12 protein-coding genes are annotated in these 12,512 nt (G+C 68.6%); 4 read left to right on the plus strand and 8 right to left on the minus strand.

What is annotated here, in order from left to right:
* Positions 1 to 11: 11 nt before the first annotated feature.
* The 6 genes from sbnB to ABD798_RS28040 form a co-directional block, all read right to left on the minus strand.
* Positions 12 to 1,040 carry a 2,3-diaminopropionate biosynthesis protein SbnB gene (gene sbnB / locus ABD798_RS28015; protein ID WP_344881089.1) on the minus strand — a complete coding sequence of 343 codons (1,029 nt, stop codon included), beginning with the start codon at positions 1,038 to 1,040 and terminating at the stop codon, positions 12 to 14.
* A 19-nt stretch (positions 1,041 to 1,059) separates the two neighbouring features.
* Positions 1,060 to 2,016: a TauD/TfdA family dioxygenase gene (locus tag ABD798_RS28020; RefSeq protein ID WP_344881092.1), complete on the minus strand. Its 957-nt coding sequence runs from the start codon at positions 2,014 to 2,016 to the stop codon at positions 1,060 to 1,062.
* Complete coding sequence (locus ABD798_RS28025) at positions 2,016 to 4,346, minus strand: non-ribosomal peptide synthetase (protein WP_344881095.1); 2,331 nt, start codon at positions 4,344 to 4,346, stop codon at positions 2,016 to 2,018. Before ABD798_RS28025 ends, ABD798_RS28020 begins: the two co-directional genes overlap by 1 nt.
* 80 nt (positions 4,347 to 4,426) lie before the next feature.
* Positions 4,427 to 5,380 carry an ATP-binding cassette domain-containing protein gene (locus ABD798_RS28030; protein WP_344881098.1) on the minus strand — a complete coding sequence of 318 codons (954 nt, stop codon included), beginning with the start codon at positions 5,378 to 5,380 and terminating at the stop codon, positions 4,427 to 4,429.
* Complete coding sequence (locus tag ABD798_RS28035; RefSeq protein WP_344881101.1) at positions 5,377 to 5,592, minus strand: MbtH family protein; 216 nt, start codon at positions 5,590 to 5,592, stop codon at positions 5,377 to 5,379. The genes ABD798_RS28030 and ABD798_RS28035 overlap by 4 nt, the downstream gene beginning before the upstream one ends.
* Positions 5,593 to 5,664: 72 nt before the next feature.
* A complete protein-coding gene (locus ABD798_RS28040; protein ID WP_344881104.1) occupies positions 5,665 to 6,447 on the minus strand; it encodes an ABC transporter permease in 783 nt (260 codons plus the stop codon).
* A 115-nt stretch (positions 6,448 to 6,562) separates the two neighbouring features.
* Here ABD798_RS28040 and ABD798_RS28045 point away from each other — a divergent pair, with 115 nt between their 5' ends.
* Entirely contained in the window at positions 6,563 to 7,744 is a 1,182-nt protein-coding gene (locus ABD798_RS28045; RefSeq protein ID WP_344881107.1) for a cytochrome P450, read from the plus strand.
* 12 nt (positions 7,745 to 7,756) lie between these two features.
* Here ABD798_RS28045 and ABD798_RS28050 read toward each other — a convergent pair whose 3' ends face one another.
* Complete coding sequence (locus ABD798_RS28050) at positions 7,757 to 8,962, minus strand: helix-turn-helix domain-containing protein (RefSeq protein ID WP_344881110.1); 1,206 nt, start codon at positions 8,960 to 8,962, stop codon at positions 7,757 to 7,759.
* Positions 8,963 to 9,152: 190 nt separating this feature from the next.
* On the opposite strand from ABD798_RS28050, the gene tgmA reads away from it, so the two are divergent.
* Genes tgmA through tgmC form a run of 3 tightly spaced genes read left to right on the plus strand, consistent with a single transcriptional unit; the run spans position 9,153 to position 11,616 of the window.
* A complete protein-coding gene (gene tgmA / locus ABD798_RS28055) occupies positions 9,153 to 9,461 on the plus strand; it encodes a putative ATP-grasp-modified RiPP (RefSeq protein WP_344881113.1) in 309 nt (102 codons plus the stop codon).
* Positions 9,458 to 10,438 carry an ATP-grasp ribosomal peptide maturase gene (gene tgmB, locus ABD798_RS28060; RefSeq protein WP_344881116.1) on the plus strand — a complete coding sequence of 327 codons (981 nt, stop codon included), beginning with the start codon at positions 9,458 to 9,460 and terminating at the stop codon, positions 10,436 to 10,438. The genes tgmA and tgmB overlap by 4 nt, the downstream gene beginning before the upstream one ends.
* Complete coding sequence (tgmC, locus tag ABD798_RS28065; protein WP_344881119.1) at positions 10,435 to 11,616, plus strand: ATP-grasp peptide maturase system methyltransferase; 1,182 nt, start codon at positions 10,435 to 10,437, stop codon at positions 11,614 to 11,616. Before tgmB ends, tgmC begins: the two co-directional genes overlap by 4 nt.
* A 65-nt stretch (positions 11,617 to 11,681) precedes the next feature.
* Here the strand turns inward: tgmC and ABD798_RS37270 are convergent, their stop codons facing one another.
* Positions 11,682 to 12,323, minus strand: a complete 642-nt coding sequence (locus ABD798_RS37270) for a cytochrome P450 (protein WP_425549305.1) — start codon at positions 12,321 to 12,323, stop codon at positions 11,682 to 11,684.
* Positions 12,324 to 12,512 lie beyond the last annotated feature (189 nt).

The following is a 12,512-nucleotide window of genomic DNA, read 5'->3' on the forward strand; positions in this document are numbered from 1 at the left end:
TCCCCACCTCCTCAGCCGTAGCGGCGCAGTTCGTGGAAGAAGTCGTCGACGACGGTCAGCTCGCCCGCGCTCCGAAGCTGCTCGTAGACGTGCGCGCCGACCGCGAGGTCGAGCACGCCGAGCCCGAAGGGGGAGAACACCAGCGGACGATCGGCGGGCAGCTCGACCCGGCCCGCCATCACGTCGTCGAGCGTGCCGTGCAGGAAGTCGCGGTTGCCCACGAGCTGCTCGGCCAGGTGCGGCGAGGTGTTCGCCTTCAGGCAGTGCTCGACGTCGTCGACGACGTTGGTCGACGCGAGGACGATCTCCGGGGAGACGTCGCGCAGGGAAACGTTGAGCACCAGGGGGTTGTGCGCGAACCACGCGGGATCGGTGACGTGCGGGGTGGCCGCGACGGTCGCGAACACGACGATGTCAGACGCGCGGATCAGCGCTTCGGCGTTGTCGTGCACGGAGATCCGGCCGGACTCCCCCGAACGCTCCAGGTAGTCGCGGAAGCCCGATGCGTGCTCGGCGGACAGATCGTGCACGCCGACCTCGTCGAAGGACCAGCCGGTCCCGGCGAAGTAGGTGTGGATGTAGCGCGCGATCAGCCCGGTGCCGATGAAGCCGATCCTCGGCGGGCGCCCGCGCTGCCGGGTGAACCAGTCCGCCGCGAGCACGGCGGAGGCAGCGGTCCGGGTGGCGCTGATGATGGAGCTCTCCAAGCAGGCGAAGGGATATCCGGTCGCCTGGTCGTTGAGGATCAGCACGGCGGAAGCCCTGGGCAGCCCGGCCGCGACGTTCTCCGGGAAGCTGGAGATCCACTTGATCCCGTCGACGCCGACCCCGCCGCCGATCGAGGCGGGCAGCGCGATGATGCGCGAGGTGGGCCGGTCGGGGAAGCGCAGGAAGTACGACGGCGGGTTCACCGTGTCTCCGGCGCCGTGCACCTTGTAGGCGGCCTCGATCAGCTCCGTCACGGGCTTCTCCTGGCCGGCCAGCGCGCGCTGCACCTGGCCGCCGGAGATCACCGAGAACGCGGGAACCTGTTGGGGCATCAGAATTTCTCCGTGGGTCTCAGGCGAGTGGGGTGGTCGGCACGCCGAGGGCGACCAGGACTTCGCGAGGGCCGTCGAAGGCCTCGCGGCTGTGCGCCGTCCGCAGGTTGTCCACGAGCATCAGGTCACCGGCCCGCCACGGTTCGCGCAGGGTCACCGAGTCGTAGGTCTTGTTGATCACCTCGACCACGTCCTGGGTGATCTCGCCGCCCTCGCCGAAGCTCGTGTTGAACGGCAGGTTCTCCTTGCCGTAGACGTCGACCAGGTACTCCCGGACCTCGGCCGCCATCGTCCACTGGTTGAGGAAGGCGATCTGGTTGAACCACAACCGCTCGCCGCTGCGGGGGTGGGTGGCGACGGCGGAGCGCCGTTGGCTGGTGCGCAGCCCGCCCCCGGAGATCCACTCGAAGCTGATCCCGTTGGCGGAGCAGTACTTCTCGACCTCGGCCCGGTCCGTCGTGCCGAACGCCTCGGTCCAAGACAGGCCGATTTCCTCGTTGTAGCAACGGTTCAGCAGCCAGCCCTCGTCCTCGAAGCGCTCGACCAGGTCGCTGGGCAGCTCGGCGAGCACCTTGGCGGAGTCGGCGACCGCGGTGGCTCCGCCGCCGGTGGGCGCGCTGAGGCAGGCGAAGAGCATCAGGCTGGGGAACTCCAGCGCGTAGCTGAGTTCGTGGTGCATGCACATCGGCTGGTTCGGCGGCCACTTCGAGGAGGAGTACACGCCGTCGCCGTGGCTGTCCCGCGTCGCGAACGCCTCGCGCTCGGCCATCAGCTCGACGCCCAAGATCCGCAGGACCGCGCTCGCACCGTCGACGTCGCTGAGCCCAAGGCCCCGCACCAGGACGGCGCCGTGCTGGGCGACTACCTCGTGCAGCGCGTCCCGGTTCCGCTCGGCCCATCCGGCCGCGTCGCCGACACCGCTCACCTCGACGATGGCGAGCTTGCCTTCCTCCGCACGGCTGTTGAGCGTGCTCATCACAGTGCCCTCCCGTTCTCCGTCACCGAGTCGACCGCCGCCGCGAGATCGGCGAGCACAGGGGTCCGGGTCAGGTCCTTGAGCGAGATCGCGCGCTCCAGCTTGACCACCAGGCGCACCGCTGACAGCGAAGTGCCACCGGAGTCGAAGAAGTGGCTGTCCCTGCCGACCTCCTCCGGCGCGACACCGAGGGCTTCGGCCCACGCGGCGGCGATCCGCCATTCGGTCGCAGTGCGCGGCGCTTCGACCTCGTCCGCCTTCAGCTCGGCGGCGACCGCTGTCAGGTGTTTCTTGTCGATCTTGCCATTTCCGGTGAGCGGCAGTGCCGCCATCCAGTGGAAGTGGCTGGGCACCATGTACTCCGGCAGCTCCGCCGCGAGGTGTTCGCGCAGCTGGTCGCCTGGCAGCTCGGAAGGCGTGGAGTAGAAGGCGACCAAGGTCTTGCCCTGATCCACGACCACTGCGGCGTCACGCACACCTGCCGCGCTGAGGAGGCGGTTCTCGATCTCGCCGATCTCGATGCGGAAGCCACGGATCTTGACCTGCGCGTCGCGGCGGCCGAGGAACTCCAGCTTGCCCTCGGGCAGCCAGCGGCCGAAGTCGCCGGAACGGTAGAGCCGCTCCCCCGACCGGTGCGGATCGGCGAGGAAGGCCGCCGCCGTGCGCTCGGGATCGTTGATGTAGCCGCGACCGACGCACACTCCGGAGAAGACGATCTCGCCGGGAGAACCGAGCGGTACCGGGTTCAGGTTCTCGTCCACCACGTACACGCGGACGTTGTTCACCGCGCGCCCCAAGGGAACCCGCTCACGCTCGGGCGCGCGGGACATCACCTCGTGGTTGGTGTCGTCGGAGGTCTCGGTGAGGCCGTAAGCGTTGGCCAGCTTGATGTCCGGGAACGCGGCGAACCAGCGCTGCGCCAGCTCCTTCTTCAAGGCCTCGCCGGTAGCGGACACGCAGTGCAGGCGGCCGAGGTCCCCGGAGTGCTCCTCCAGGTGGGAGAGCACGACCTCCAAATAGGACGGAACGACCTGCATCACGTCGATGCCGTCGGAAACGAGGCTGACGAAGCGCTGCACGTCCATGATCGCCTCCTGGTCCACGATCACCGTGCGACCGCCGACCAGGAGCGCGGAAACGAGCTGCCACAACGAGATGTCGAAGCACTGCGGCGCGATCTGCGCGATGACGCTGCCCTCGGCGATGCCGAAGTCGTCGATCTTCGCGTAGAGGTGGTTGAGCATGCCCGCGTGCTCGCACATGGCTCCCTTGGGCTCGCCGGTGGAGCCCGAGGTGAAGTAGATGTAGGCCAAGTCGTCCCAGCCGACCGCGATACCGAGATCGTTGTCATCGTGGGCCTCGGCGTAGATCTCGTCGACGAAGACCCTGGTGAAACCCGTTGTCTGGTCGAGGTTCTGGGTACTGCCGCGCTCGGTGAGCACCAGTGCGCACTCAGCGCGGCGCAGCGTCTTGCCGATGCGCTCCGCCGGGAAGTGCGGCTCGATCGGGAGGTAGCCGCCGCCCGCCTTGAAGATCGCGAGAACCGAGGCGAGCCAGTCAAGATTCCGTTCGGTGACAAGGGCGACAACGTCCTGTGAGGACAGTCCTCGCGCACGCAGAGCCCGGCCGATCCGGTTCGCACGGCGGTTCAGCTCGGCGTAGGTCCAGCTGCGGTCGCCGTGCTCCACCGCGATCTTGTCGGGGTGCTGGCGGACGCGGTCCTCGAACAGCTCGTGGAAGCGGCGGTCGGGCAGTTCGCGCTCCGGCCCGGCGAGGCCGTCGAACTGGAAGTCCAGCTCCTCGTGGGAAAGCAGGCTCACGGCGTCGGGGCGGTCGAGCGCGGTGCGGTAGTAGCCGGCGATCCGCGCGATGTGATCGGTGTCGAAAGCCTCTGTGCGGTAGCGCAGCCTGAGCAGACCGTCCTTTTCGGACACTGCGAGGACGATGTTCTCCGGAAGCTCCGCGATGTCGCCGAGCACGACCTCGAACAGCACACCCTCGGGAAGCGGTTCGGCGGCGTGCGCGGCGATGTCCTTCGCGACTTTGTCCGCCTGCGCAACGAGTTCCGGCCAGGTGCCCCCGACTGCGATCGCACAGGGCAACGGCGCTCCACCAGAGGGCGCGTAGCCGGTGCGGATCTCCGCCTCACCGCTGAGCGCGCTGATCACTTTGGCGTGCGCGGCAAGCAGCTCCGCCGACGATGGCGACGAGGTGAGCGCGCTGTCGTGGGCCGCGACCCCGGAGAGGGCGTCGACCAACGCGGTCCAACGGGGAAGCGCGGTGAACCCGGCTGCCCCGAGCACGTCCTGCCAGAAGTCCCGGGCTCCCATCGAGGTCCCCTCCGCTCACATCAGGCATGGCCTCAAGGGAAAACCTATCCACGCGACATTTTTTCTCGTTATCGCCGGAGTTATCGCTGGAGCTCGACCGCTCCGCGCTGTTTGCCGGTCAGCGTCAGGAAGACCTCGTCCAAGCTCGGCGTGCTGGTGTCGATCGCGGAGACCGCGAGGCCCGATTCCGAGATCGCGCGCACGGCGTCGGTGAGGTCGGCCGAGCCAGAAATGGGCAGCTGCACCAGGCCTGCCTCGTGGTCGACGTGACCGGCGAGCCGCACCCCCGCGAGCGCGTCGACCACGGCCACCAAGTCCCGCGGGTGCACGGGTTTCACGCGCAGCGTCTGTCCGCCGACCCTGGCGCGCAGCTCGGCGGGCGTCCCGGAGGCGATGACCACGCCGTTGTCCATCACCACAACGGAATCGGCGAGCGCCTCGGCCTCCTCCATGTACTGCGTGGTGAGCAGCACGGTGGAGCCCTCGGCGACCAGATCGCGGACCACGTCCCACAAACCGTTGCGGCTGCGCGGGTCCAGGCCCGTGGTCGGCTCGTCGAGGTAGATCACCTTCGGGTCGCCGATCAGGCTCGCGGCCAGGTCCAGGCGCCTGCGCATGCCGCCGGAGTACTCCCGCACGAGCTTGCCGCCAGCCGCGACGAGGTCGAATCGCTCCAACAGCTCCTCGACCCTCGCCCATGCCCGCTTCTTCGGCAGGTCGAGCAGTCTTGCGATCAAGTACAAGTTGTCGCGGCCGGAGATGTCCTTGTCCACGGCGGCGTACTGGCCGGTGAGCCCGATCAGTTCGCGGACCTGCCGGGGCTGCGTCGCCACGTCGTAGCCGCACACCGTCGCCCGACCGCCGGTGGGCGGGATCAGGGTGGCCAGCATGCGGACCGTGGTGGTCTTGCCCGCGCCGTTGGGGCCGAGCAGGCCGAGCACCGTGCCGACCGGGACCTGGAGATCGACACCGTCGACGGCCCTGTGGTCGCCGTAGTGCTTCTCCAGGCGCTCGACCTCGATCCCCAGCGTCACTGGCCCCGGTCCATCGCGGCGGCGAGGCTGCGCGGGCGCATGTCCGTCCAGTTCTGCTCGACGTAGTCAAGGCAGGCCTGGCGGGAGTCCTTGTCGTGCGCGACGGTCCAGCCGGCCGGGACCTCCGCGAAGGACGGCCACAGCGAGTGCTGTCCCTCGTCGTTGACCAGCACGAGGTAGGTGCCGTCCGGGTCCTCGAAGGGGTTCGTCATGGCGGTGCTTCCTTTCGTGGTGTTCACCGGAAACGCTAGGCAGCTGGCTTATCGCCGCCGTATTTCCGCTGGTCAGGAGCGGTGGGAGTAGCACACGACGGACGCGGGGGCGAACACCGCGATCAGCGCGCCGATCCACAGCAGCGCCCCGATCACGGTCCCGGTGGCGTCGACGCCGAGCATGAGGTTGCGGCAGGCGTCGCAGACCAGGGTGATCGGGTTGAGCTCGATCACCGGGCGCAGCCAGTCCGGCATGGTGTCGGTCGGCACGAACAGCGAGCTGGCGAACTGCACCGGCACCAACCACGCGAAGCCGACCGACTGCACGGTCTGCGGCGAGCGGATGGCCAGGCCGATGAACGCCGAGATCCACGCGAGCGCCACGCCGAAGGCGAGCATCAGCGCGATCGAGGCGAGCGTGGCCAGCGTGCCGCCCTGCGGCCGGAAGCCGATGGCGAGGGAGAACAGGAACACCAGCGCCAGCCCGACCGCCATGCGGCACAGGTCGGCGGTGATCCGGCCGATCAGCACCGAGGACCGGGCGATCGAGATGGAGCGGAAGCGGTCCATCATGCCGCTGTCGAAGTCCATGTTGAGGCCGATCCCGGTGGCCATCGACACCACGGAGACGGCCTGGATCATGATGCCCGGCAACAGGTACTGCTTGTAGTCGGACCCGACAGCTGCACCACCGATGGCTCCGCCGAACACCGAGATGAAGACCCCGGCGAGCAGCATGGGCATGATCACGTCGAAGGCTTGCAGCGGATCGCCCTTGAGCTGCAACAGGTTCCTGCGGCAGATCGCCAGGGACTGCCGCAGCACCCTCGCTGGGAACACGCTCGTCTGCTGCACATGTCGGAAGCTAGCCGCGCGGCCTATCGCGGCGGTATCACCGGGGATAACGGCCCAATATGGCGCGAACCTAGCGTGACCGAAACAGGCTTTCGCCACGCGACGGGAACCCATGATGACTGAGCAAGTACTCACGTCCGTCCCGGACGTCGACGGCGGGAACACGTTGTTCGACTGGTTCCGGCACATGCGCGACGAGCGGCCGGTGTGGTTCGACCGCGGTCAGTACCACGTGTTCCGCTACGACGACGTGCACCGGGTGATCACCGATCCCGCGGTGTTCTCCAACGACTCCAGCCGGGTGTTCGAGCAGTTGAAGCCGATCACCGGCGGCAACATCAACTCGATGGACCCGCCGGAGCACCGCAGGCTGCGCGGGCTGGCGAACACCGCGTTCACGCCGAGGGTGGTGGCGCGGCTGGAATCGCGCATCCGCGAGGTCACCACCGAGCTGCTGGACCGCGTGGACGGGGACGCCTTCGACCTCGTCGAGTCGCTGACCCACCCGCTGCCGGTGATCGTGATCGCCGAGCTGCTGGGCGTGCCGTCCTCCGACGCCGACCTGTTCCGCGTCTGGGTCGACCAGCTCACCGACCTCCAGGGCGTGATCGACCCGGGCGCCGACGACTTCCTTGAGGTTTTCGACGCGGCGACCCGGGACATGAACCAGTACCTGTTGGAGCACTGCCGGGCGCGCCGGACCGACCCCAAGGAAGACCTGATCACCAGCCTGGTGCACGCGGAGGTCGACGGCTCGCGGCTGACCGAGGACGAGCTGGTCAAGTTCACCTCGATCCTGTTCCACACCGGGCACCTCACCACCACGCTGATGCTGGGCAACGCGGTGCAGGCGCTGGACGCGTGGACCGACGCCTTCGCCGAGCTGCGCGCGGACCGCTCGCTGATCCCGAACGCGCTGGAGGAGGTCATGCGCTACCGCTCCCCGTTCACCACGGTCAGCCGCGTGAGCACGCGCGACGTTGAAGTGGCGGGGCACGTGATCCCGGCGAACAGCATGGTGACGCCGTGGGTGATCTCGGCCAACCACGACGAACGGCGCTTCGTCGAGCCGGAGCGCTTCGACATCCGCCGCGACACCTCGCACGTGGCGTTCGGGCACGGCATCCACTTCTGTCTCGGCGCCCCGTTGGCGCGACTGGAAGGACGGGTCGCCCTGAACGTGCTTTTCGATCGCTTCAAGGAATTGCGGGTCGATCCCAACGCCGACATCCGCTACCACCCGTCGGGCGGCATGTACGGCGCCCGCAATCTTCCAGTGCTCGCACGACGAGCCTGACAGGGGTTTTCGTCAGTCGGCGAGCCCGAGCCAGGTGGCGAATCGGGTGAGGTCGGGGTTGGCGCGGCGGTGCAGACTGACGAGGACGCGAGCGGTTTCGCGGACCATCGGGTGGTAGCGGGTTTGTTCGGGTGCGGCTCGGCGGGCGTTTTCCAGGGCGGTGAGGGTGCCGGGGCGGTCGCCGAGCATGAGGTGGGCTCGGGCAACGTCGATGTAGTGGTGGCCGATGCGGGTGGCGGGCAGCCCGCGGGGTGTCTTGAGTGTGGTTGCGGCAGTGACGGCGTGTTCGGCGTTGCCGAGTTCGACGGCGGCGGCGACGTCGTGGATCGCGGTGTTGGCCGGTCCGAAGGTGAGTTGGTAGTGCACCTGGTCGTGGCGGATTCGGGCGGCCAGGTCTCGAGCGGCGCGCAGGTGGGCCTGGGTGGTGTCGGCGTTGCCCGCGCGGGAGGCGAGGGTGACCGCGCGCAGGTGCATGCTGCCGTAGACGGTGATCGCGGCCGGGCTGCCGGCTGAGAGGTGGCTGTCGAGCCGGTCTCGCGCGGTATCGAGCATGTGGAGGCCGCGGTCGTAGTCGCCTGCGGCTTGGAACGAGTTGACCCTGGTCCAGTGGGCCAGCCCGATCGCCAGCGGGTCGCCGGAGCGCTCGGCGGCCCAGGCGAGCTTGTGCTCGATGGATTCAGCGAGGTCGCCGTAGCCCAGCCGGTAGACGAGTCCGTGTGCGGCGTAGAAGGCGTCGACGAGCAGCCGGAACACCTGCTCTCGCTCTGCGGTGCCGCCGGTGGCGTGGATGGCGAGGGTGAGTTCCTCCAGCGTGGCCGGAAGTGCGGCGGCAAGCTTGCCGTAGCGACCTGACCGTCGAAGTTGGGACAACTGCTCGACGTCGGTGCGGAGCTGGTCGAGCGAGCGTGCGTCGACCTGGGCGGCGGGTGGCAGGTCGTAGCCGCGCAGAGCTCCGCGAAGAGCGTCGATGGCGGTGTTGGTACCGGCGGCGCGGTGTTCGGCCTCGTAGGGCTGGCCGTGGACACGTTCGATCGGGACACCGAGCGCGCGGGCGACGGCGGCGACCAAGGCATGTCCGGCGGCGCGATCGCCGATCTCGACCTTCGACAGCATGCTGAGCGAGATGTTGGCACGGGCGGCGAGTTGGCGTTGGGTCAAGCCGTGGGCCTTGCGAAGCACGGTGATGTTCTCGCCTGTGGCCAGTGGGCTGGATGCCATCGCCGTGCCCTCTCGTATCACCGATGGGTGCCTCTCCAGCGTAGGCGGGGTGCGGGTGCGTTCCTAGACCTGCGTCACGGTGCGTGGCTGGTTGTGCAACTTCAGTGCAACTTCGGGGAGTCCGGCGGGTGTTGCGTGGATCGCGGGGCAGCCGACCGGCGAGGCCCACGACGTCATTGGAGGACCTCGAATGGCCAGCGTGCTTGACCCGTTGCTGGACGACAACCCGCTGTCCAGCGCCCAGATCCGCTACTGCGCGCGGGTTCCGGTGACCTCAGCGGCGCCGGGACCGCAGGAAACCCGGCCGTTTGGACTGCTGTGTGCCCAGAGCAGGCTGACTCCGGTGTCCAGGTCGTACTCGTACTGCCACGAGTCGCAGGTCGCGGTGGGCGACGACGGGGTTCCGCTCATCGAGAAGATGGGCAAGGAGTGGGAGTCCAAGTCCTCCACCGACGGGGACGAGGGACCGGAGGAAAACTGGGGGTGGGAAGAGAAGTGACCCCGAACACCGTGGTGATCTTCGCCCAGGAGGCGGACGCTCCCGTGGACGCGGTGGTGCGGATGCTCACCGAGCGGGGTGTCGCGGTGTTCCGCGTCGACACGAGCTGGTTTCCCAGCCGGCTCGTGCTCGACGCCCACCTCGACGACACCGGTCGCTGGTCCGGCGTCATGCGCACCGAGCATCGCGGTGTGGACGTGGCCGACATCCGCTCGATCTGGTACCGAGATCCGGCTGCGTTCCGCTTCCCGGCTGGGCTGACCGAGGTGGAACGCGCCTACGCCCACCGGGAAGCCCGGCTCGGGGTCGGTGGGGTGCTGGCCGCGCTGCCCGTTCTGTGGTGCAACCACCCGAACCGGGCCGCCGACGCGGTGTTCAAGCCGCTGCAGCTGGCAACCGCGGCGGCCAGCGGCCTGTCGGTGCAGCCGACCGTGGTGACCAACAGTCCCGAAGCCGCTGCCCGGTTCGCCGCCGAACAGGGTGTGGCCAACACGATCTGCAAGTCCTTCGGCCCGAACACCATCACCGAGGGTGGGGCACTCAAGGTCGCGTTCACCCGTCGCCTCGCCGACAGCGACCTTGCCAGCCTGGGATCGGTCGCCTCGACCGCGACCCAGCTGCAGCGGTGGGTCGACAAGGCCTACGAGGCGCGCATCGTGGTCGTCGGCGAGCAGACGTTCACCATCTTGATCAAGGCGGGCTCCCCCGCCGGCCATGTGGACTGGCGGGCCGATTTCGAGTCACTGACCTACCGCCTGGTCGACACTCCACCGCAGGTCGCCAACGGGGTGCGGACCTACATGAAGACACTGGGGCTGGTGTATGCCGCACTGGACTTCGCGATCGAGAAGGACACGGACCGCTGGGTGTTCTTGGAGAGCAACAGCAGCGGTCAGTATGGATGGCTGGAAGCCCAGACCGGGGCGCCGATCACCGACGCCATCGCCGACCTGCTCACCGGAGGAGACTGCCCGTGACGAGGACCCCGGACGCGGAGTGGCCAGCTCTGGCGCGGCGGCTGGCCGACGAGCTGGAACGGTCGGGCAAGCTCAGCGACCCGGCGTGGCGGGCTGCGGTGTGCGCGGTGCCGCGGCACGAGCTCGTGCCCAGCTACTTCCAGCAGGACAGCGCCGGGGTTTGGACGCGATCGGACACCAGGACCGACGAGGGCCGGCGGGAGTGGCTTGAGAAGATCTACTCGAACTCGGTGCTGATCACCGCATTGCGCGAGGACACCCAACCGCCGAGGGTGCTGTCCTCCTCGACCCAGCCCGGTCTGATGACCAGGATGCTCCAAGCCCTGGACGTCCACGATGGACAGACGGTGCTGGAGATCGGAACCGGCACCGGCTACAACGCGGCTCTGCTGTGCCACCGGCTCGGCTCGGCGGGCGTGTACTCCGTCGACGTCGAGCCCGACTTGACCGAAACCGCGCGAGAACGGTTGCGGCACCTGGGATTCACGCCCACACTCGTCGCTGGCGACGGCGCGGCGGGACTGCCGGCGCACGCCCCGTTCGACCGCATCATCGCCACCTGCGCGGTGCCTGAGATCCCGTGGACCTGGGTCGAGCAAGTCCCGGTCGGTGGCGCGATCCTGACCGATCTGAAGATCGCCCACAACGCCGGCAGCCTCGTTCGCCTCACGCACACCACGCCGAGCCGGGCCGAGGGGCGGTTCGACCCCACCTACGCCGCGTTCATGGGACTGCGCCCCCAGCAGGGCGAACCCGGCCGCGCTCCGGCCTTGGCCGACCGCGATGCCACGAGCGTCGAGCACCATGTGACCAAGGTGGACCCGCAGACCCCGTGGAACTCGATGATCGTGTGGTTCCTCGCCGCGTTCGACCTCGGCCCCGACATCGCCATCGGGTTCACGGGACGAGCCGACACCGGCCAGCCTCCTGACGTCTCGGTCAGCACTCCGGACGGCTCGTGGGCCCGCATCGGCATGGATACCACCGACAGCGGCGGCCACCAGGTCACTCAGGGCGGGCCGCGGCGGCTGTGGCAGATCGTCGAGACCGCCAACGACCTGTGGAACCAGCTCGACCGCCCCGGCTGGGAACGGTTCGGCCTCACCGTCACCCCCGGCGACCAGACCGTGTGGCTGGACCGTCCTGACAGCCAGCACCGCTGGCCGGTCAAGCACTGACGAGGTCCAACTGGGAATTTCAGAAAGAGGGGGCGGACTCCGCCCCCTCTTTCTCGTGCACTGGCTCAGTGCAAGTCCACCTGCAAGCCGACGTAGCCCTGGGTCAGGTTCGACCGCATCCACTTCGGCGGTGCGGCAAGGGAAATCTCCTTCACGCGCTCCGCGAGCACCCGCAGCACCGCCGCGAGTTCCGCCCGTGCCAGCGCCGCGCCGAGGCAGTGGTGCGGGCCGTTGCCGAAGCCCAGGTGCCGGTTCGGACTCCGATCCACCTGGAACGCGCGGGGGTCGGAGAACACCCGCTCATCGTGGTTGGCCGCCGGAAGCCACGCCACGACCGGAGTGCCCTTGGGCAGCATGCGGCCGTTCAGCTCCACGTCCTCCGTCGCGACCCGCAGGACGTGCATCGCGGGCGAGGTCCACCGCACGACCTCCTCCACGGCTTTGCCCAGCAGCGACGGGTCTTCGCGCAGTCGCGGGAGCGCTTCCGGCACGGTGCTCAGCGCGTGGAAGGCGCCGGTGATCGCGTGCCGCGTCGTCTCGTTGCCGCCGATCAACACGTTGTTGCAGTTGACGAGCACGTCCCTGGGGCCGAGTCTGCCGTCCGCGAGCATGGTGCTCACGAGATCGTCCCCGGGGGAGCGGCGCCGACGTGACACCAGCTCGTAGAAGTACATGAGGATCTCGGAGTGCGCCTCGCTCGGCGTCATCTTGTCGAACGCGCTGTCATTGCCGCCGAAGGCGTGATTGGTCAGCTCCACCAAGCGTTCCCGGTCCTCAGCGGGCACGCCGAGCACCTCGCAGACCACCGCCGCGGGCAGACTCGGGCCGATGCGCAGGGCCACGTCGGCGCTGCCCGCCGCCAGTGCTTGGTCAACGCTGGCGCGCACTTCCTCCTC

Origin of the sequence: Allokutzneria multivorans (assembly GCF_039537405.1) — a bacterium.
Lineage (GTDB): Bacteria > Actinomycetota > Actinomycetes > Mycobacteriales > Pseudonocardiaceae > Allokutzneria > Allokutzneria multivorans.

Excerpts from the sequence above, each read along its gene's own strand:
- sbnB (WP_344881089.1), bottom strand. The coding sequence starts at position 1,040 with ATGCCCCAACAGGTTCCCGCGTTCTCGGTGATCTCCGGCGGCCAGGTG.
- ABD798_RS28020 (WP_344881092.1), bottom strand. The coding sequence starts at position 2,016 with ATGAGCACGCTCAACAGCCGTGCGGAGGAAGGCAAGCTCGCCATCGTC.
- ABD798_RS28025 (WP_344881095.1), bottom strand. The coding sequence starts at position 4,346 with ATGGGAGCCCGGGACTTCTGGCAGGACGTGCTCGGGGCAGCCGGGTTC.
- ABD798_RS28035 (WP_344881101.1), bottom strand. The coding sequence starts at position 5,592 with ATGACGAACCCCTTCGAGGACCCGGACGGCACCTACCTCGTGCTGGTC.
- ABD798_RS28045 (WP_344881107.1), top strand. The coding sequence starts at position 6,563 with ATGACTGAGCAAGTACTCACGTCCGTCCCGGACGTCGACGGCGGGAAC.
- ABD798_RS28050 (WP_344881110.1), bottom strand. The coding sequence starts at position 8,962 with ATGGCATCCAGCCCACTGGCCACAGGCGAGAACATCACCGTGCTTCGC.
- tgmA (WP_344881113.1), top strand. The coding sequence starts at position 9,153 with ATGGCCAGCGTGCTTGACCCGTTGCTGGACGACAACCCGCTGTCCAGC.
- ABD798_RS37270 (WP_425549305.1), bottom strand. The coding sequence starts at position 12,323 with ATGACGCCGAGCGAGGCGCACTCCGAGATCCTCATGTACTTCTACGAG.